18 protein-coding genes are annotated in these 18,149 nt (G+C 71.6%); 5 read left to right on the top strand and 13 right to left on the bottom strand.

All coding sequences use genetic code 11. The annotated features are described in order from the left end of the window. Positions 1 to 61 precede the first annotated feature (61 nt). Positions 62 to 544 (top strand): DUF6314 family protein, encoded by a 483-nt coding sequence (locus AB5J56_RS36425; RefSeq protein WP_369243006.1) that lies wholly within the window; start codon positions 62 to 64, stop codon positions 542 to 544. Here the strand turns inward: AB5J56_RS36425 and AB5J56_RS36420 are convergent. Both AB5J56_RS36420 and AB5J56_RS36415 read right to left on the bottom strand, forming a co-directional pair. Next, the gene (locus AB5J56_RS36420) at positions 532 to 1,116 is read right to left on the bottom strand and encodes a histidine phosphatase family protein (RefSeq protein ID WP_369239267.1); all 585 of its coding nucleotides are present in this window, start codon (positions 1,114 to 1,116) and stop codon (positions 532 to 534) included. The genes AB5J56_RS36425 and AB5J56_RS36420 overlap by 13 nt on opposite strands. 62 nt (positions 1,117 to 1,178) lie before the next feature. Then, entirely contained in the window at positions 1,179 to 2,621 is a 1,443-nt protein-coding gene (locus AB5J56_RS36415) for a PLP-dependent aminotransferase family protein (RefSeq protein ID WP_369239265.1), read from the bottom strand. Between AB5J56_RS36415 and AB5J56_RS36410 the strand changes: the two genes are divergently transcribed. Both AB5J56_RS36410 and AB5J56_RS36405 read left to right on the top strand, forming a co-directional pair. After that, complete coding sequence (locus tag AB5J56_RS36410) at positions 2,620 to 3,567, top strand: DMT family transporter (protein ID WP_369239263.1); 948 nt, start codon at positions 2,620 to 2,622, stop codon at positions 3,565 to 3,567. The genes AB5J56_RS36415 and AB5J56_RS36410 overlap by 2 nt on opposite strands. Positions 3,568 to 3,677: 110 nt before the next feature. Next, positions 3,678 to 3,875, top strand: a complete 198-nt coding sequence (locus AB5J56_RS36405) for a DUF1918 domain-containing protein (RefSeq protein ID WP_356134784.1) — start codon at positions 3,678 to 3,680, stop codon at positions 3,873 to 3,875. 25 nt (positions 3,876 to 3,900) lie between these two features. Here the strand turns inward: AB5J56_RS36405 and AB5J56_RS36400 are convergent, their stop codons facing one another. Next, on the bottom strand, positions 3,901 to 5,157 hold the full coding sequence (locus tag AB5J56_RS36400) for a glycoside hydrolase family 10 protein (RefSeq protein WP_369239260.1): 1,257 nt from the start codon (positions 5,155 to 5,157) through the stop codon (positions 3,901 to 3,903). A gap of 174 nt (positions 5,158 to 5,331) precedes the next feature. Here AB5J56_RS36400 and AB5J56_RS36395 point away from each other — a divergent pair, with 174 nt between their 5' ends. Together AB5J56_RS36395 and AB5J56_RS36390 are read left to right on the top strand one after the other, a co-directional pair. Next, on the top strand, positions 5,332 to 6,207 hold the full coding sequence (locus AB5J56_RS36395) for a 3-hydroxybutyryl-CoA dehydrogenase (RefSeq protein WP_369239258.1): 876 nt from the start codon (positions 5,332 to 5,334) through the stop codon (positions 6,205 to 6,207). A gap of 215 nt (positions 6,208 to 6,422) precedes the next feature. Further along, positions 6,423 to 6,680 carry a hypothetical protein gene (locus AB5J56_RS36390; RefSeq protein WP_369239256.1) on the top strand — a complete coding sequence of 86 codons (258 nt, stop codon included), beginning with the start codon at positions 6,423 to 6,425 and terminating at the stop codon, positions 6,678 to 6,680. Positions 6,681 to 6,706: 26 nt separating this feature from the next. Here the strand turns inward: AB5J56_RS36390 and AB5J56_RS36385 are convergent, their stop codons facing one another. The 10 genes from AB5J56_RS36385 to infC form a co-directional block, all read right to left on the bottom strand. Further along, complete coding sequence (locus AB5J56_RS36385) at positions 6,707 to 7,252, bottom strand: NUDIX hydrolase (protein ID WP_369239255.1); 546 nt, start codon at positions 7,250 to 7,252, stop codon at positions 6,707 to 6,709. 198 nt (positions 7,253 to 7,450) lie between these two features. Continuing rightward, complete coding sequence (locus AB5J56_RS36380; RefSeq protein ID WP_369239253.1) at positions 7,451 to 8,791, bottom strand: transcriptional regulator; 1,341 nt, start codon at positions 8,789 to 8,791, stop codon at positions 7,451 to 7,453. A 268-nt stretch (positions 8,792 to 9,059) separates the two neighbouring features. Then, on the bottom strand, positions 9,060 to 10,085 hold the full coding sequence (locus AB5J56_RS36375; RefSeq protein WP_369243004.1) for a PP2C family protein-serine/threonine phosphatase: 1,026 nt from the start codon (positions 10,083 to 10,085) through the stop codon (positions 9,060 to 9,062). A gap of 431 nt (positions 10,086 to 10,516) precedes the next feature. Then, the gene (gene pheT, locus AB5J56_RS36370) at positions 10,517 to 13,024 is read right to left on the bottom strand and encodes a phenylalanine--tRNA ligase subunit beta (protein WP_369239251.1); all 2,508 of its coding nucleotides are present in this window, start codon (positions 13,022 to 13,024) and stop codon (positions 10,517 to 10,519) included. Continuing rightward, on the bottom strand, positions 13,024 to 14,175 hold the full coding sequence (gene pheS, locus AB5J56_RS36365) for a phenylalanine--tRNA ligase subunit alpha (RefSeq protein ID WP_369239249.1): 1,152 nt from the start codon (positions 14,173 to 14,175) through the stop codon (positions 13,024 to 13,026). The genes pheT and pheS overlap by 1 nt, the downstream gene beginning before the upstream one ends. A gap of 181 nt (positions 14,176 to 14,356) precedes the next feature. After that, a complete protein-coding gene (locus tag AB5J56_RS36360) occupies positions 14,357 to 15,508 on the bottom strand; it encodes an ATP-binding protein (protein WP_369239247.1) in 1,152 nt (383 codons plus the stop codon). Positions 15,509 to 15,562: 54 nt separating this feature from the next. Then, the gene (locus AB5J56_RS36355) at positions 15,563 to 16,420 is read right to left on the bottom strand and encodes a TrmH family RNA methyltransferase (RefSeq protein ID WP_369239245.1); all 858 of its coding nucleotides are present in this window, start codon (positions 16,418 to 16,420) and stop codon (positions 15,563 to 15,565) included. Between the two features lie 133 nt (positions 16,421 to 16,553). Next, positions 16,554 to 16,937, bottom strand: a complete 384-nt coding sequence (gene rplT, locus AB5J56_RS36350; protein WP_003970214.1) for a 50S ribosomal protein L20 — start codon at positions 16,935 to 16,937, stop codon at positions 16,554 to 16,556. Positions 16,938 to 17,041: 104 nt separating this feature from the next. After that, a complete protein-coding gene (gene rpmI / locus AB5J56_RS36345) occupies positions 17,042 to 17,236 on the bottom strand; it encodes a 50S ribosomal protein L35 (RefSeq protein ID WP_003947156.1) in 195 nt (64 codons plus the stop codon). Positions 17,237 to 17,342: 106 nt separating this feature from the next. Continuing rightward, positions 17,343 to 18,074, bottom strand: coding sequence for a translation initiation factor IF-3 (gene infC, locus AB5J56_RS36340; protein WP_369243002.1), 732 nt, complete (start codon positions 18,072 to 18,074; stop codon positions 17,343 to 17,345). Positions 18,075 to 18,149: the final 75 nt, after the last annotated feature.

Raw genomic sequence — 18,149 nt, 5'->3', positions numbered from 1 at the left:
GGGAGGGGGCAGGAGTGCGTCAATGGGTCGCGCAGCATCGGGTGGGACGGAGGGCGTGTCGGTGACCAAGGTCTGGCCGGTAATCGACGTACTGGCGTACCTGAAAGGGAGTTGGCGCGTACGACGCTCGGTGCGGGACCTCGCGAGCGGCGCGGAGGGGGAGTTCACCGGCGAAACGCTCTTCCGGCCGCTGGGCGAAGGCAGTGACGGCGGCCCGGGCCTCCTCCACCAGGAGTCCGGCACCTTCGTCTGGCAGAGCGTCTCCCGGCCCGCCGAGCGGACGCTGCGCTTCCTGCCCGGCGAGCGCCCCGGCACGGCGGCCGTCCTCTTCGCCGACGGCCGCCCGTTCCACGACCTCGACCTGACCGACGGGCGGTACGTCGCCGACCACCCCTGCTCGGCGGACCTCTACCGGGGCGAGTTCACCGTGTACGACGAGGACCGCTGGCGCACGGTGTGGCGCGTGGGCGGCCCCGCCAAGGACCTGGTCCTGACGACCGACTACACGCGCCTGAGCCCCGCGCCGGACCCTCAGACCCGCTGAAGCCCGGACTCCAGCCGGAAGTTCCAGCGCCCGCCGTGGCCCGCGAGGGTGACCGTCGACAGGGGGCGCACGTCGATGTTCCAGTACGTCGACGGCGGGGCCTTCAGCGCGTAGACGAGCGCGGCCCGCACCACCGAGGGCTCGGCTACGGCCACGATCCGGCTGCCGTCGTCCGCGGGACGGGTGTCGAGCCAGTTGCCGACGCGCTGGATGAAGGACAGCAGGGATTCGCCGCCGTGCGGCGTCGAGCGCGGGTCGCCCAGCCAGGCGTCCACGGCCGCCGGCTCGCGCGCCATCGCCTCGCCCAGCGTGAGGCCCCGCCAGCGCCCCATGTCGCAGTCGCGCAGGGCGAGCTGGACCAGCGGCGCATAGCCGAGGGCGTCGCCGGTGGCGCGGCTGCGGGGCGTCGGCGAACAGTAGCGCAGCTCGGCCGCCGCCAGGGGCACCAGCTCGTGGGCAGCGCGCTGCACCTCGTCCCACCCGGCCTGGTCCAACGGCCGGTCGTCCTCGAAGCGCTCGGCAAGCAGCGAGGAGCTGCGCGCGGCGGCTACGAACGTGACCCGAAGATGCATGCGCAGATAGTGGAGGGCGAGACTCCGCAGGTCAAGATGGGTTACGCAGGGTATTCAGGGGCTCACCCGGGCCCGAGCACCTCGTCGCACGCCGCCCTCAACCGCCGTACCCCCTCCCCGATCTCCTCCGTCCCCCCGACCGCCGCGAAACTCAGCCGCACATGCCCGGCGGGGGCCTCGGCGCTGAAGTACGGGCGGCCGGGGGTGATGGACACGCCCGCGCGCAGGGCGCCCCCGACGAGGGCGGACTCGTCCGTGCCGTCCGGCAGCCGCAGCCACAGCTGGTAGCCGCCGAACGGGATGTGCGGCAGGGCGAGTTCGGGGAGCCGTAGCCGCAGGGCGGCGGTCATCGTGTCGCGGCGGGTCTTCAACTCGGCCGAAACGGACCGGAGATGGCGGGGCCAGGCGGGCGAGCCGACGAGTTCGAGCGCGGCCTCCTGGAGCGGGCGCGGCACGAAGAACGAGTCGACGACCTGGATGGCGCGCAGCCGCTCCAGGACCGGGCCGCGGGCAGCCAGCGCGCCCACCCGGAAGCTCGGAGAGGTCGCCTTGGTAAGGGAGTTGACGTGCACGACGACCCCGTCGGGATCCTCTGCGGCCAGCGGACGCGGCAGCGGGCCGGCGTCCTCGTGCACGAGACGTCGTAGGAAATCGTCCTCGACGACGAACGCACCGGCCGCGCGGGCGATCCGCAGCACCTCGCCCCGGCGATCCGGAGCGAGCACAGCGCCGGTCGGATTCTGGAACAGCGGCTGGCAGACGAAGACGCGGGCGCCGCTCGCCCGGAAGGCGTCGGCGAGGAGCTGCGGCTTCACGCCGTCCGCATCCATCGGTACGGGGACCGGCCGAAGACCCGCCGCGCGGGCGATCGCCAGCATGCCCGGATACGTGGGGGATTCGACGAGGACCGGGGCGCCCGGCGGAGCGAGCGCGCGCAGCGCCGTGGTCAGCGCGGACTGGCCGCCCGCCGTGATGAGCACCTCGGCGGCGGTGATCGCGCCGCCGATCCCCCGCGCGAACCACTCGCGCAGCTCCGTGATCCCCTCCACGGGCGGCCGGCTCCAGGCCCCCGGACGGCGCCCCGCCCGGGACAGGGCCGCGCCCATCGCCCGCTCGGGCTGCAACGAGGGGTGCAGATAGCCGCCGTTGAACTCGACGACACCGGGCGGCGGCGCGGCGAGCGTGGCGAGCACCCCGGAGGCGTCCACCGTGCGCGGGACGAGTTCGGCCGCGGCGTCCGCGCTCAGCGTGACCTCCTGCCAGGAGGTGTCCCCCACCGGCGGAGCCGCGGCGCGCGGGCCGGCGCGGAAGGCGCCCGCTCCGGGCCGGGTGACCACCAGTCCCTCGGCGGCCAGCTGCGCCAGGGCCCGCGACACGGTCACCGGGCTCACCCGGAACCGCTCGACGAGCGCCCGGCTCGACGGCAGCTTTCCACCCGGAGAGTAGCGGTCGAGCTCTCGCCTCAACTGATTCGCCAGATCGCCCACACTGCTACGCTCTTGCATGAGAGCACACGATAGCGCTACTGCCACGACCTCGATAGCGGTCAGCACGTCCCGCCGGGCGACCACGGCCGCGGAGCCCGCCGGGTCCGCCCGCCGGGCCGGGACGATTCAGGCCGCCCTCGGCGTGACCGCCTTCTCCCTCACCTTTCCCGCCACCGCCTGGGGCCTGGAGGGCTTCGGCCCCTGGTCCCTGGTGGCCGTGCGCAGCGTGCTCGCGGCCCTCATCGCGGGCGGCTGCCTGCTCGCCCTGCGCGTGCCGGTGCCGGACCGGGCGCACTGGGCGGGGCTCGCCGTCGTCGCCGCGGGTGTCGTCGTGGGCTTCCCGCTGCTGACGACGCTGGCCCTGCAGACGTCCACCACGGCCCACGCGGCCGTGGTCGTCGGACTGCTGCCGCTCACCACCGCGCTGCTCTCGGCGCTGCGCACCGGGGCGCGGCCCTCGCGCACGTTCTGGATCGCCGCCGTAGCGGGCGCCGCCGCGGTGATCGCGTTCACCGTGCAGCAGAGCGGCGGCGCCCTGACCGGCGCGGACGCCTTTCTCTTCGGGGCGCTGCTGATCTGCGCGGCGGGCTACACGGAGGGCGGGCGGCTGGCCCGGATCATGCCGGGCTGGCAGGTCATCGGCTGGGCGCTGGTGCTCTGCCTCCCGCTCGCGGTGCCGGGCGCACTGGTCGCACTGTCCCACGAGCCCGTGCACCTGACGGCGCACAGCGTGACCGGGCTGCTGTGGGTGGCCGCGGGGTCGCAGTTCCTCGGCCTGGTCGTCTGGTACCGGGGCATGGCCGCGATCGGCATTCCCAAGGCCAGCCAGTTGCAGTTGGCGCAGCCGCTGCTCACACTGGTGTGGTCGGTGCTGCTCCTCGGCGAGCACCTCACACCGGCCGCACCTCTGACGGCCGCCGCGGTCCTGGTCTGCATCGCGGCCACCCAACGGGCCCGGGGCTGACCGGCCCCGCACGGGCCGGGTCAACAGGCGCCACCGGCCGTAGACTTGCGACCAAGGACCACTACTCGACCAGGGACCACTACTCCACGCGCGACGAGGAGGCCCTTCAGATGCGAGCGACTGTGGGCGACAAGCTGGTGCAGCACGGCAGGATCGTCGGGCAGCACGACAAGGTCGCAGAGATCGTGGAAGTGATGGGTGCGGAAGGTACGCCCCCGTACCGCGTCCGCTTCCAGGACGGGCACGAGGCAGTGTGCTCGCCGGGCCCGGACTCGGAGATCCGGCATCCCGAAGGCGGCGGGCAGTAGCCCGCCACCCGGTACGGGCGGAAGATCAGCGCGGGGGCCGCGCCGGCTGCCGGTAGTGATCGGCGACCACCCGTGCCATCGCGCCGATCCGGTCCGCCCCCACCTCCTTCGCCGAGAAGAACACGTGCCCGCGCACCTGCGAATACCGTGCGGCGAGGGTGAGATGCCGGGACAGCTCGGCCGGGTCCTGCCAGGCCGCGGGCTGCGCCGGATCACCGGCCTTGTACAAAGCCTCACCGATGTACAGCCGTACACCGGTGCCCTGCGCGACCTTCGCCCACCACGGCACCAACTTCGCGTAGTCGGCCGCGGCGGAGCCGAGGTTCCAGTACACCTGCGGGCAGATGTAGTCGATCCAGTGCTCCCGGACCCACTTCCTGGTGTCCGCGTGGAGATCGTCGTACGTCTGCACACCCGCCCGGGTGTCCGAGCCGCGCGCGTCGGTCGCCGCGTTGCGCCACACCCCGAAGGGGCTGATCCCGAAGCGCGTGGTGGGCCGGAGCTGTTTGATGCGGGCCGCCGTCTCCAGCACCAGCCGGTCGATGTTGTGGCGCCGCCACGCCGCCTTGTCGGGGAAGCCCGCGCCGTGCGCCGCGTACGTGGCGTCGTCGTCGAAGACCTGGCCCGCGACCGGATACGGGTAGAAGTAGTCGTCCCAGTGCACGGCGTCGAGCCGGTACCTGCGGACCGCGTCGAGCATCGCGTCCTGGACGAAGGCGCGCACCGCGGGCAGCCCGGGGTTGTAGTAGAGCTTCCCGCCGTACGCCACCACCCAGTCGGGGTGCCTGCGGGCGGGGTGGGACGCCACGAGGCGGGTCGGGTCGGTGTGGTTGGCGATGCGGAACGGGTTGAACCAGGCGTGCAGTTCGAGGCCGCGGGCGTGCGCCTCGGTGACCGCGGTGCCGAGCGGGTCCCAGCCGGGGGCCTTGCCCTGGACTCCGGTGAGGTACTGGGACCACGGCTCGAACGGCGAGGGCCACAGCGCGTCGGCGGTGGGGCGCACCTGGAGGATCACGGCGTTCAGGCGGCGGCGTACCGCCGTGTCGAGGTGGGCGAGGAGTTCGGCGCGCTGCTGCGCCGCGGTCAGGCCCGGCCGTGAGGGCCAGTCGCGGTTGGAGACGGTCGCGAGCCACATGCCGCGCAGCTCACGCGCCGCCCGCTCGGGCTCCGGTCCGGGGGCGCCGCGCACCCCGGGTGCCGCCGCCGCGTCCCCCGCCATCGTGAGCCCCGACAGCGCTGCCGCCGCGGCCGCCGCGAATGCCCGACGTGAGACTCGCCCCATCTGCACACCCCCATACGCTGCGGATCCGTTCCGTCACGGATCGTTCCGCGCCCAAGGATGCCCCTACCCGGACGATCGATCATCGATACTTGGGAGTAACGTGCACGATCGGAGCAGGCGCCGAACCAGAGGACCTGCCTCAGACGCAGGCTCTAAATCAGCGAAGGGGACGATGTGACCAACATCCCGGCGGGAGACATTGCACGCGTCGGAGTGGTGGGCTGCGGCCAGATGGGAGCGGGCATCGCCGAGGTGTGCGCCCGTGCCGGTCTCGACGTCAAGGTCGCCGAGACCACCGGCGAGGCCCTGGAGTTCGGCCGTACCCGGCTGTTCACCTCCCTCTCCAAGGCGGCGGAGCGCGGCAAGATCTCCGAGGACGAGCTCGCGGCCACCCAGAGCCGGCTCAGCTTCACCACCGACCTCGGCGAGTTCGCCGACCGCGACCTGGTGATCGAGGCCGTCGTCGAGAACGAGCAGGTGAAGACCGAGATCTTCCAGGTGCTCGACCAGGTGGTGACCCGGCAGGACGCGATCCTCGCCTCCAACACCTCCTCGATCCCGCTGGTGAAGCTCGCCGTCGCGACCTCGCGTCCCGACCAGGTCGTCGGCATCCACTTCTTCAACCCGGCCCCGGTGCAGCAGCTCGTCGAGCTGATCCCGGCGCTGACCACCTCCGAGGGCACGCTCAGCCGCGCCCAGCTGTTCGCCGAGAAGGTCCTCGGCAAGCACGCGATCCGCGCCCAGGACCGCTCGGGCTTCGTGGTCAACGCGCTGCTGATCCCGTATCTGCTCTCCGCCATCCGGATGTTCGAGTCGGGCATCGCGAGCCGCGAGGACATTGACAACGGTATGGAGATGGGCTGCGCCCACCCGATGGGCCCGCTCAAGCTGTCCGACCTGATCGGCCTGGACACGGTGGCCTCGGTCGCGTACAGCATGTACGAGGAGTACAAGGAGCCGCTGTACGCCGCTCCCCCGCTGCTCCAGCGCATGGTCGACGCGGGCCGGCTGGGCCGGAAGTCCGGTTCGGGCTTCTACTCGTACGCCTGATGACGCTGCATCACCGGCGAACCTGACTACGGTCCGTAGACCTTGGGCATGCGCGGGCCCGGCACTCTTTTCGGTGCCGGGCCCGCGCCATTCACACACCGTGTGCGGCCCGGGCTCGCATATGCCCGTCGCACACGCTCCCCACGTGTCCACCAGGCGAGTTGACTTTGCGTGCGCATGCAGGGGATGTGACGACTACGGAAAGGAGCGGACCCGTGACCACCAACCCCGAGCATCCCGTGGTCCCAGGAGAACTCGCAGAGTTACGCCGGTCCCTCGAAGTGGGGTTCACCCGCATCGAGGGGGGGCTGGCTCTGCTCACTCAGCGCGACGACCAGACCGCCAAGGATCTGGACGAACTGAGCTCACGGATCGTCGCCCTGGAAAACACCCGATGGCCTCTGCCCACCCTCGCGGTCGTCGCGGCCGTGGGCGCGCTGGCCGTGGCGGTCTGGCAGGCTCTGGGCCATTAGGCTCCGGGACGCAGGTGGGGGATGGATCAGGGCAACGCGTCCTGCCCGAGCCTGAGATGGTGCAGGAGGAGCAGTGCGGCCGCCATGTTGGCGGCCGGGACCTCGCCGCGGGCGACCATGTCGGGGACGAGTTTGAGGGGGACCCATTCCCGACGGTCCGATTCGAAGTCGTCCACGGGGTGCCCCACGTAGGCGCCTTCATCGGCCCAGAAGATGTGGTGCCGGGCGTCGGTGAGCCCGTTGGAGGGCTCGACGCTCATCAGATGACGCAGAGGTCCCGGTCGCCAGCCGGTCTCCTCCTCCAGTTCGCGGGCCGCCGCCACGGCGATGTCCTCGCCGTCCTCGACGACGCCCGCCGCGAGTTCCCACCCCCAGCTGTCGGTGATGAAGCGGTGCCGCCACAGCAGGAGCACCTCGTTGGCCTCATTCACCACTGTGGCCACGGCGACGGGCCGCAGCCGTATGAGGAAGTGATCGAGGTGCCGACCGTCCGGCAGCTCGACATCTGCGAGATTGACGCTGAACCAGCGGTTTGCATACACAGTTTGTTCGTTCTGTTTCGTCCACTGCACGGTTCTGCCACCTTCCGCCGAGTAGATGGCAATATCGCAGCAGGAGCGTCCTGACAGCAGGCACACAGCAGGCGGCTCGCAGCGCAGCGGTAGGCGCAGTGTCCGCGCGGGCGTGGGCGCGGTCTCCCCCGGCACAGGGTGGGGCGATCTCCTCCGGGCGGCCCGCGGATCGTTTCCGCAGTTCGCCGGCAGGCCTTGCTACAGCGGTACGCGCAGTGCCCCGTCGATGAGTTCGGCGGCCTCGGCCGTGCCCGCACAGCCGCTGCGCACCAGGTGTTCGCGTACCGCGCGCAGTCTGTCGCGCAGCCGCTGGGACTCCATCCCCCGCGCCTGTTCGGCCATTTGGACCGCCGTGGCCACCGCCTTGTCGGCGTTGCCCTGGCGCAGTTCGATCTGGCTGAGCATGGCGAGCCGGTGCACCCGCCCCCGGTCATGTGCCGGGTTTCCCACGGCGGCCACCGCATGCTCGCTCGCGGCCACCAGGTCGCCGAGGCTGAGCAGCGCCTCCGCCACCTGGACGTTGACCAGGCCGGGTTGGACATAGCCGGTCTCGTCCGGCTCGTACCCGCGCCGGATGCGCTCGGCGGCCTGCTCGGCACGCCGGATGCAGGACAGCGCGCTGCTGCCGTCGCCGAGGTGTGCGTACGCCTTGGCCTGCATCGCGTAGAGGTCCGAGGCGAGCGCCGGAGTGATGTGCCGCCCGGCGGCGCGCAGCGCGGCCTCCGCGAAGGCGACGGCCTGCCGGTGCTCGCGCATGAACAGCGACTGGTTGACCAGCAGCGCTATCACGTAGGCGCCGAGTCCTCGGTCCCCGCTGGCCTTCGCCAGGCGCAGTGCCTGGTGGAAGTAGCGCTGGGCCAGTCCGTGCGCATCGGAGTCGTAGGCGCAGATGCCCGCTACGGCCACCAGGCCGCCGGTCGCCCGGTGGAGCTGGCGGCCGGTGGCGTCGGTGTAGCTGCCGCGCAGCAGGGGCGCCGTCTCGGAGTTGAGGAAGCCGACGATCCGGGTGCGCGTGGCCACGCCGCCCGCCTTGCGGTACATCTGCTCGTAGTGGGCGCGGGCCGCGCGCAGCATCTCGATGTCGGCCATGCTGACGCGGTGCCGGCCGCCGCGCGAGACGTCCACGTCCTCGGGCGGGTTCTCCCACTCCCACACGGGCATCACGGCGGGTGTCCCGGTGACGGCGGGGGCGCCGAGGATGTGCGGGCGCTGCTGCTCGTCGGAGCGCCACAGGGCGGTGGCGCGCTCGACGAAGCCGGAGAGCGTGGTGCCGTGCGGGGCGGACGGTTCGCCGGGCACGCCGAGGCCGATGTCGTCGAGGGTGACGGGCCGGTGCAGCCGGACGGCGAGCACTTCACAGATCAGGTCGGGCACCTGGCCGCGCGGGCGCTGGCCCTTCAACCACCGCGCCACGGCCGTGTGTTCGTAGCGAAGGGCCAGGCCTCTGGCCCGGCCCGCCTGGTTGACGTGGGCGGCGAGTCCCGCGTGCGAGATGCCCGCCTCGTCGAGAATCGCGTCGAGCAGAGTGTTGGGCTGCATGGAGGCCCCCCGGGTGGCTCGGTGCCGTCAGACTAGTGCGTTCTCCTTCACACGGGGTGTGAAGGGAGTGCTCGTGAACGGGCTGTACGCGCGCTGTTGCAGAGCGTTTCTGGCCGGTTGACTGAAATGCCTCGCAAGAGGCCGGCCGGGCCGCCGGCTCCCCCTCGTACAGTGCGGCGGCCCGCTTCCGCGCCGTCCGCCCAGCTGCCTGCCCGACACTCCGCGGCGGGCGGACGGCGCTCGCCGTCGGCCATGACGTCACGCCGGTTCAGGTGACGCGCTGGGCGACGGCGGCGCCGTGCTGCACGGGCACCCGGCGGCGGTCGTTGCGGAGCACCAGAAGTGCCACGTCGTCGGCGGGCATGCCACCGGTGTGGCGCAGGAGTCCGGCGAAGACGGTACGGAGCACGGACTGGGGTGAGACGGGCTGGACACGGACGGCTTCGGTGAGCGCGGCGGGCAGCGGGAAGAACCTGCCGCGGCTGTCGCGTGCGTCCTCGACCCCGTCGGTGTGCAGGAACAACGCCTCACCGGGCAGCAGTTGGCCACAGCGCTCGACGGGCAGCTCGGCCGGGAGCGGGAACGGCCCCAGCGGGGGCAGCGGTTCGTCCGACGACAGCCGCTCGACGTGGCCGCGGACGCCCGCCGGTTCGCGGTGGCTGCGCAGCAGATACGGCCAGGGATGCCCGCAGTTGAGGACATGCATCTCGCCGTCGCAGCGGATCTCCAGCAGGAGCAGCGTGACGAACTCCTCGGCGACCGGGCTCTCCGGATCCAGTCCGGCCGAGGAGGGATGCTCGGCACGGGCCCGCTCGCGCAGGTGCCGGGCCAGTGCGCGCTCCAGTTTGCGCAGCACGCAGCCGAGTTCGGGCTCGTCGTGGACGGCCTCGCGAAAGCTGCCGAGGACGGCGGCGACGGTGCCGATGGCGGCGAGCCCGTGTCCGCGCACATCGCCCATGACGACGCGTACGCCGTGCTCGGTGGCGATCACCTCGTACAGGTCGCCGCCGACGATCGCGCCGAGGTCCGCCGAGTGCTGTACGGCGGCGATGCTCAGCCCGTCGATGCGCGGCGGCAGCGGTCGCAGCAGCACGTTCTGCGCGGCGCCCGCGACCTCGCGGATCTGTTGCAGCTCCCGCAGCAGCGTCCGTCTGACGTGGAGTATCAGCCCGCTGCCGACGACGAAGAAGACGGCACTGGTGACGATCCGGGCGCCGAGCCCGTTCTGCTGGGCGAGCGGGCAGACCATCTTGTACGTGATCGCGATGGCGCCCCAGACGGTGGGCAGCGCCATGCTCAGCAGCCGGCGCAGGGACGGCCTGCCGCCCCGTCGGACGGTCCGCTCGGGATCCATGCGCGGTCCGCTCTCCCGGATGCGCCCCGCCCCGGATTCGGTCCTGCCTCTGCGGACCGCCCGGGCGAGCCCGGTCCGCAGACCGTCCGCCCGGCCCCGTGCCGTCCGGCCCACGCGGGACAGCACCCGCGCATGCGTCCGGGGCGTAGCCCTGCAGGGAGCCCCAGCCTTGATACGGATCATGCCGATTGGCCCCCCAATAGGCCCCGACAGCACGGACGGCCTCCGCGAGGCCGGTCCGATTCTGTCGACCGCATGCCCCGTTCGGACCAGATCACCCGGACTTGTCACCCGAACGAGTGAGGGGCACGTCCGGCGGTCCGGACGTGCCCCTCAGTGCCTCTCAGCGCCTCTCAGCGCTCATGCGGTGCTCACGCGCCGCGCAGCACCGCCCCTGTGCGGTCGGCCGCCAGGGCGACGGCCGCGTCGCGGGCCGCGGAGGCCTCGTCGACGGTCAGGGTGCGGTCGGCGGCACGGAAGCGCAGCGCGTAGGCCAGGGACTTGCTGCCCTCGCCGAGCTGCTCGCTGTTCTCGTACACGTCGAACAGCCGGATGGACTCCAGGAGTTCACCCGCGCCTTCGCGGAGCGCGGCCTCGACGTCCGTGTGGGGGACGAAGCGGTCGACGACCAGCGCGACGTCCTGCGTGGCGACCGGGAACGTCGAGATCTTCGGGCCCTTGGGGACACCGGCGCTCGCCTGCTCCAGCGCGTCGAGGTCCAGCTCCATCGCGCAGGTGCGGGCGGGCAGCCCCAGGGTCTTCAGGACACCGGGGTGCAGCTCTCCGGCGTGCCCGACGACCTGCTCCCTGCCGTCGATGACGACGGCGAGCTCGGCGCAGCGGCCCGGGTGCCACGGCCCGTACTGGCCGGTGCGGACGAGGAGTTCGGTCCCCGCCTCGCGGGCCAGCGAGCGCGCGGCCTCGATCGCGTCGGCCCAGTCGGCCGGGCGGCCCTTGCCCCACCAGCCGGCCTGCTCGCGGGCGCCCGCGAGGACGACGGCGGCGTGCCGGGGCTGGACGGGGAGCGCGGCCGTGAGGGACGCGATCTCCTCGTCGGTCGGGCGGCGGTCGACGGGCAGCCGCCCGGCGACGCGCAGCTCGCCCCGCGGGTGGAAGACGAGCCCGGTCTCGAAGAGCGCCAGGTCGTGGCTGCCGCGTCCGTCGTTGCGGCGCAGGGCGTGCAGCAGGCCCGGCAGCAGCGTCGTACGGAGCGCGGGCTCCTCGTCGGAGAGCGGGTTGACCAGCTTGACGACCTTGCGCTTCGGGTCGTCGGCGGCCAGGCCGAGCTGGTCGAAGACGTGCTCGCCGATGAACGGGTAGTTCAGCGCCTCGACGTATCCGGCGCCGGCCAGCACGCGGCCGACCCGGCGGTGCAGCCGCTGCCGGTCGGTCAGGCCCAGGCCCGCGGGGGGCTTGGGCAGCGTGGAGGGCAGGTTCTCGTAGCCCTCCAGGCGGATGACCTCTTCGGCCAGGTCGTTCGGGTCCGTCAGGTCGGGCCGCCAGGACGGCACGGTGACGATCAGCTCGTCCTGTCCGTAGACGTCGCAGCCGACCTGCTGGAGACGGCGTACGACGGTCTCGCGGCCGTAGTCGACGCCCGCGACGCGGTCCGGGTGGTTGGCCGGGATGGCGATGGTGCGCGGCGCGGAGGGCGCGATGACCTCGGTGACGCCGGCGTCGGCGGTGCCACCCGCGAGGAGCACGAGCAGGTCGACCGTGCGCTGGGCGGCGGCCGCCGCGGCGAGCGGGTCGACGCCGCGCTCGAAGCGCTTGGACGCCTCGGAGGCCAGCTTGTGGCGGCGGGCCGTGCGCGCGATGGAGATCGCGTCGAAGTGCGCGGCCTCGACGACGACCTCGGTGGTGGTGCCCTCGGTGTCGTCGATCTCGGTGTTGGCGCCGCCCATGACGCCCGCGAGGCCGATGGAGCCGCGGTCGTCGGTGATCACCAGGTCCTCGGCGTCCAGCGTGCGCTTGACGCCGTCGAGGGTGGTGAGCTGCTCGCCCTGCTCGGCCCGGCGCACGCCGATCGTCCCCTGGACGCGGGTGCGGTCGTAGGCGTGCAGGGGCTGGCCGAGCTCCAGCATCACGTAGTTGGTGATGTCGACGGCGAGCGAGATCGGGCGCATGCCCGCCTTCTGCAGGCGGCGCTTGAGCCAGAGCGGCGAGTGGGTGTCGGGGTCGAGACCCGTCACCGTGCGCGCGGTGAAGCGGTCGCAGCCGAGCGGCTCGGAGACCTGGACGGGGTAGCCGAACGCGTTCGGGGCCGGTACGTCGAGCAGCGCCGGGTCGCGCAGCGGCAGACCGTAGGCGATGGCGGCCTCGCGGGCGATGCCGCGCAGCGAGAGGCAGTAGCCGCGGTCGGGGGTGACCGCGATGTCGAGGACCTCGTCGACGAGTTCGAGCAGCTCGATCGCGTCGGTGCCGACCTCGTACTCCGGCGGCAGCACGATGATGCCGTGCGAGCCGTCGTCGCCCATGCCCAGCTCGTCGCCGGAGCAGATCATGCCGTGCGACGTCCTGCCGTACGTCTTGCGCGCGGCGATCGCGAAGTTGCCGGGCAGCACGGCGCCGGGCAGCACCACGACGACCTTGTCGCCGACGGCGAAGTTGCGGGCGCCGCAGACGATCTCCTGGGGCTCACCGGTGCCGTTGGCCTGGCCGACGTCGACGGTGCAGAAGCGGATCGGCTTCTTGAAGCCCTCCAGCTCCTCGATCGTCAGCACCTGGCCGACGACGAGGGGGCCCTTGAGGTCGGCGCCGAGCTGCTCGACCCGCTCGACCTCAAGACCGGCGGAAACGAGCTTGGCCTGCACATCGCGGCCGGTCTCGGTGGCGGGGAGATCGACGTACTCCCGCAGCCAGGAAAGCGGGACCCGCATCAGATCTCCATCCCGAACGGCCGGGTGAACCGGACGTCACCCTCGACCATGTCTCGCATGTCTTCGACGTTGTGGCGGAACATCAGCATCCGCTCGATGCCGAACCCGAAGGCGAATCCGCTGTACTTCTCCGGGTCCACGCCACAGGCGACGAGGACGCGCGGGTTGACCATGCCGCAGCCGCCGAGCTCGATCCAGCCCTCGGAGGAGCAGGTGCGGCAGGGGCGGTCGGGGTTGCCGACGGACTCGCCCTTGCAGACGTAGCAGAGCATGTCCATCTCTGCGGACGGCTCGGTGAAGGGGAAGTAGTTCGGGCGCAGCCGGGTCTTCATGTCCGCGCCGAAGAGCGACTGGACCATGTGGTCCAGGGTGCCCTTCAGGTCCGCCATGGTCAGGCCCTCGTCGATGGCGAGCAGCTCGATCTGGTGGAAGACCGGGGTGTGCGTGGCGTCCAGCTCGTCCGTGCGGTACACGCGGCCGGGGCACACGATGTAGACCGGCGGCTCGCGGTCGAGCATGGCGCGGGCCTGCACCGGAGAGGTGTGGGTGCGCAGCACGACACCGGACTCGTCGCCTGAGCCCGCGGCGGAGCCGCTATCAGATGCAGCCTTGGGGCCCTGGACGAAGAAGGTGTCCTGCATCTGCCGGGCCGGGTGGTCGGGCGTGAAGTTGAGGGCGTCGAAGTTGAACCACTCCGCCTCGACCTCGGGGCCCTCGGCGATCTCGTATCCCATGGACACGAAGACGTCGGCGACCCGCTCCATCATGGTGGTCAGCGGGTGGCGGGCGCCGGCCGGTACGCGGTCGTACGGCAGCGTGACGTCCACCGCCTCCTCGACCAGCACGCGGGCGTCGCGCTCGGCCTCCAGCTCGACCTGGCGGCCGGTGAGCGCCTTGTTCACGGCGCCGCGGGCCTGGCCGACGAGCTTGCCGGCGGCCGCCTTGGCGTGCGGGGGCAGGGCTCCGATCTCGCGGTTGGCGAGGGCCAGCGGCGAGGTGCCGCCGGTGTGGGCGACCTTCGCCTCCTGGAGCGCGTCGAGGTCGCCGGCGGCCGCGAAGGCGGCGAGCGCCTCGTCCCGCATGCGCTCGATCTCTTCCGGTTTCAAGGCCTCGACCTCTACAGGGTCGTACGACTTATTCGGTGCCGACATCTCTTCCCGTGCTTCCGGTTGGCTGGCGGATGGTCCCCGTCCCGACTTTGGGGACGCCTCGTCCCTGAAACGAGGACGCAAAGGTGCCAAAGGCCAAGTCTAACGGGGTGGGAGCCCACCTCGGACGCGCAGTCCAAGGGGTGGCTCCGGTGTGCGTGCGCCCGTGGGGCCTCGGTCGGCGTTACAGCAGATACGCCGGGGTGCCCACGGGCAACGTAAATCGGAACTCTGCGCCGCCGCCCGGGGCGCGGCCGACCGTGATGGTTCCGCCGTGGGCCTCGACGATGCCCTTGACGATGTAGAGCCCGAGGCCCGTGCCGCCGCGCTTGCTGCCCCGCCAGAAGCGGGTGAAGACGCGGTTCATGGACTCCTCCGGGATTCCGCTGCCCTCGTCGCTCACGGTGACCGACGTGCTGACGTCCTCGCCTTCGCGCGGGGACGCCGAGGGCGTGACGTCAATCGTGACGGTTCCCTCGCCGTGGCGCACGGCATTTTCGAGCAGGTTGCTGAGCACCTGGTCGACCTTGTCGGGGTCGGCCCACAGGTCGGGCACTGGCTGCTCGATGCGGAGCAGGAACCGGTCGGCGGGCTGGCCGGCGGCGACGTAGGCCTGGATGTGGCGGCCGACGGCGGCGCCGATGTCGACGGGCTGACGGCGCACTTCGAGGCGCCCGGAGTCGATGCGGGAGATGTCGAGCAGTTCGGCGATGAGCCGGGTGACGCGGTTGGCGTCGGCGTCCACCGTCTCCAGCATCAGCTTCTTCTGGTCGTCGGTGAACCGCTCCCACTTCGCGAGGAGGGTCGCGGTGAAGCCCTTGACGGAGGTGAGCGGCGAGCGCAGTTCGTGGGCGACGGTGGCTATCAGCTCGGCGTGGCTGCGCTCGGTGCGGCGGCGGGCCTCGGTGTCGCGCAGGGAGACGACGACGCGGCGGACGGGGCCGGTGGGGCGGGTGCGGACATAGCGCGCGGAGACGAGCACTTCACGGCCGCCCGGCAGCAGCAGATTCCGCTCGGGCTGCCCGTTGCGGATGGCGAGGCCGCCGTAGGGGTCCGTCAGCTGCCACCAGCGCCGCCCCTCGATGTCTTCTAAAGGCAGGGCCCACTCGAGCGGTCGGCCGAGGGCGTCGGCGGCGGGGACGGCGGTGATCCGGGCGGCGGCGGCGTTGAAGCAGATCACGCGGCCGTGCTCGTCGGCGACGACGAGCCCGTCGGGCAGGTCGTCGGGGTCGATGACCGGCTCGGCTCCGAGTTCGGCGGGATCGTCGCGCCGGGACGCGCTGTGCACGTCCCGTGCTCGCAGCGACTTCTTCGCGCCGCTCGTGCCGACACTCATCCCCGTACCCCACCTCTCGTCTGGCGCAGAGGGCCCCCGGAGGTCGTCACCCTACTAGCTCTCGGTGACGGAACGGCACCCTCCGGAGGCGCGCTGTGCACGGGCGGATGCGTAGAGGCATACGGCGGCGGCCGTCGCGAGGTTCAGACTCTCGGCCTTTCCGTGGATCGGCACACGCACCACGGCGTCCGCCAGCACGCGGGTCTCCTCCGGGAGCCCCCACGCCTCGTTCCCGAAGACCCAGGCGGTGGGCCCGCCCATGGTCCCGTTGTCCAGCTCGTCGTCGAGGTCGTCCTCCCCCGCCCCGTCGGCGGCGAGAATGCGCACCCCGGCCTCCTTCAGCCCCTCGACGGCCCGCTCCACGGGCACACCGACGGCGACGGGCAGATGGAACAGCGACCCGACGGAGGCCCGTACGGCCTTGGGGTTGTAGAGGTCCACGGAGGCGTCGGTCAGTACGACGGCCTCGGCGCCGGCCGCGTCCGCGCACCGCAGCACGGTCCCGGCGTTGCCCGGGTCCCGCACATGCGCGAGTACGGCGACGAGCTTGGGCCGCGCCCGGAGGATCTCCTCGAAGGGGGTGTCCAGGAAGCGGCAGATCCCGACCAGGCCCTGCGGGGTGACGGTCGTGGAGATGTCCGCGATCACCTCCTCCGCGGCGAGGTGAACACGGGCCCCGGCGTCCCGGGCGTCGCCCACGATGTCGGCGTACCGCTCGGCGGCTTCCACGGTCGCGAAGAGCTCGACGAGGGTGTCCGTCCCGCCGCCGCGGTGCGCCACCGCCTCGCGCACGGCCTGCGGCCCCTCGGCGAGGAACAGCCGGTCCTTCCCCCGGAAGTTCCGCCTGGCGAGCCGTCGCGCGGCGGCGACACGAGGCGAACGCGAAGAGATCAACTCGGGGGCGACGGGCATGGGGGCACCTTCGGGGTTGCGGAGTGAGGGGACGGGAGGGTACCGAGGAGGCACCTGGACGCACACGGACCCGCAGGCCTTGACGGCCTGCGGGTCCGGTTCACGTCACGTCCGGCTCGGAGCCGGAGCGGCGTCAGGCAGCCTTCGGCGCGTTCACGTCCGAGGGGAGGGCCTTCTGCGCGACCTCGACCAGCGCGGCGAACGCGTTGGCGTCGTTGACGGCCAGCTCGGCGAGGATCTTGCGGTCCACCTCGATGTTGGCGGCCTTCAGACCCTGGATGAGGCGGTTGTACGTCATGCCGTTCTGGCGGGCCGCAGCGTTGATGCGCTGGATCCACAGCTGACGGAAGTCGCCCTTGCGCTTCTTGCGGTCGTTGTAGTTGTAGACCAGCGAGTGGGTGACCTGCTCCTTGGCCTTGCGGTACAGGCGCGAACGCTGACCGCGGTAGCCGGAGGCCGCCTCGAGGATTGCCCGGCGCTTCTTGTGGGCGTTGACTGCCCGCTTGACGCGTGCCACTTGTTAACTCCTTGTAGCGGGGCCGTGGATGTGGTCACACGGCCCGAAATCGATTGGGTCCCGGTCCTGGCGTACGGCGCTCTGCATGCTCAGGCGCCCGTACGTCACTTGCCGAGAAGCTTCTTGATCTTCTTGGCGTCGCCCGGGGCCATCTCGGCGTTGCCGGTGAGGCGGCGCGTCAGGCGCGACGACTTGTGCTCGAGCAGGTGGCGCTTGCCGGCACGCTCGCGGAGCACCTTGCCGGAGCCGGTGATCTTGAAGCGCTTGCTGGCACCGCTGTGCGACTTGTTCTTCGGCATAGCGCCGTTCTCTCCTCGTCAGTGGCGTTCCGGTGCCCGGTCGTTAAACCGGGCACGGTGGAACGTCATATGTATCGGTTGGCATCCCGGGGCGTGCGCCCTGGGATCACGCCTCGGCGGAAGCCTCGGCCGGGGCCTCGACGGCCTCGCCCTCGGCGATCTCACCGTCGGTGATCTCGTCGTCCGCGATCTCCGCGTCCTCGATCTCACCGTCGGCGGCGTTCTGCGACTTGCCGGGGTTGGCCTTCGCTTCTGCCTTGCGAGCCGCCTGGGCCTCGCGGGCCTCGGCCATCGCCTCGGTCTTCTTCTTGTGCGGACCGAGAACCATGATCATGTTCCGGCCGTCCTGCTTCGGGTTCGACTCGATGAAGCCGAGGTCCTCGACGTCCGACGCGAGACGCTGCAGCAGTCGGTAGCCCAGCTCGGGCCGGGACTGCTCGCGACCACGGAACATGATCGTGATCTTGACCTTGTCGCCCTGCTTGAGGAACCGGACGACGTGACCCTTTTTGGTGTCGTAGTCGTGCGGGTCGATCTTCGGCCGGAGCTTCATTTCCTTGATGACCGTGTGCGCCTGGTTCTTGCGCGCCTCACGGGCCTTCATGGCCGACTCGTACTTGAACTTGCCGTAGTCCATGAGCTTGCAGACCGGCGGGCGTGCGCTCGCCGCCACCTCGACCAGGTCGAGGTCGTACTCCTGCGCAAGCTCCAGGGCCTTGGCAAGCGGAACAATCCCGACCTGCTCGCCGCTGGGACCGACAAGTCGCACTTCGGGAACGCGAATCCGGTCGTTGATGCGGGGCTCGGTGCTGATGGATCCTCCTCGGTTGCACCACACGGCGGTCTGGCGGACAGCCGCGTATGTCTCTGATGACATTGGACCAACCACCGCGGGGCATGAAAAATGCCCCGG

Source organism: Streptomyces sp. R21 (genome assembly GCF_041051975.1).
Taxonomy (GTDB): Bacteria; Actinomycetota; Actinomycetes; order Streptomycetales; family Streptomycetaceae; genus Streptomyces.
The sequence above is the reverse complement of the archived record's forward strand: the minus strand, read 5'-3'. Positions and strand labels throughout refer to the sequence as shown.

What these genes read in the sequence shown, in the direction of transcription:
- AB5J56_RS36415 (WP_369239265.1), bottom strand. Translation starts at nt 2,621, where the DNA reads ATGCAAGAGCGTAGCAGTGTGGGCGATCTGGCGAATCAGTTGAGGCGA.
- pheS (WP_369239249.1), bottom strand. Translation starts at nt 14,175, where the DNA reads ATGTCGGCACCGAATAAGTCGTACGACCCTGTAGAGGTCGAGGCCTTG.
- AB5J56_RS36360 (WP_369239247.1), bottom strand. Translation starts at nt 15,508, where the DNA reads ATGAGTGTCGGCACGAGCGGCGCGAAGAAGTCGCTGCGAGCACGGGAC.
- AB5J56_RS36405 (WP_356134784.1), top strand. Translation starts at nt 3,678, where the DNA reads ATGCGAGCGACTGTGGGCGACAAGCTGGTGCAGCACGGCAGGATCGTC.
- AB5J56_RS36420 (WP_369239267.1), bottom strand. Translation starts at nt 1,116, where the DNA reads ATGCATCTTCGGGTCACGTTCGTAGCCGCCGCGCGCAGCTCCTCGCTG.
- AB5J56_RS36410 (WP_369239263.1), top strand. Translation starts at nt 2,620, where the DNA reads ATGAGAGCACACGATAGCGCTACTGCCACGACCTCGATAGCGGTCAGC.
- AB5J56_RS36380 (WP_369239253.1), bottom strand. Translation starts at nt 8,791, where the DNA reads ATGCAGCCCAACACTCTGCTCGACGCGATTCTCGACGAGGCGGGCATC.
- rpmI (WP_003947156.1), bottom strand. Translation starts at nt 17,236, where the DNA reads ATGCCGAAGAACAAGTCGCACAGCGGTGCCAGCAAGCGCTTCAAGATC.
- AB5J56_RS36375 (WP_369243004.1), bottom strand. Translation starts at nt 10,085, where the DNA reads ATGGCGCTGCCCACCGTCTGGGGCGCCATCGCGATCACGTACAAGATG.
- pheT (WP_369239251.1), bottom strand. Translation starts at nt 13,024, where the DNA reads ATGCGGGTCCCGCTTTCCTGGCTGCGGGAGTACGTCGATCTCCCCGCC.
- AB5J56_RS36355 (WP_369239245.1), bottom strand. Translation starts at nt 16,420, where the DNA reads ATGCCCGTCGCCCCCGAGTTGATCTCTTCGCGTTCGCCTCGTGTCGCC.
- AB5J56_RS36400 (WP_369239260.1), bottom strand. Translation starts at nt 5,157, where the DNA reads ATGGGGCGAGTCTCACGTCGGGCATTCGCGGCGGCCGCGGCGGCAGCG.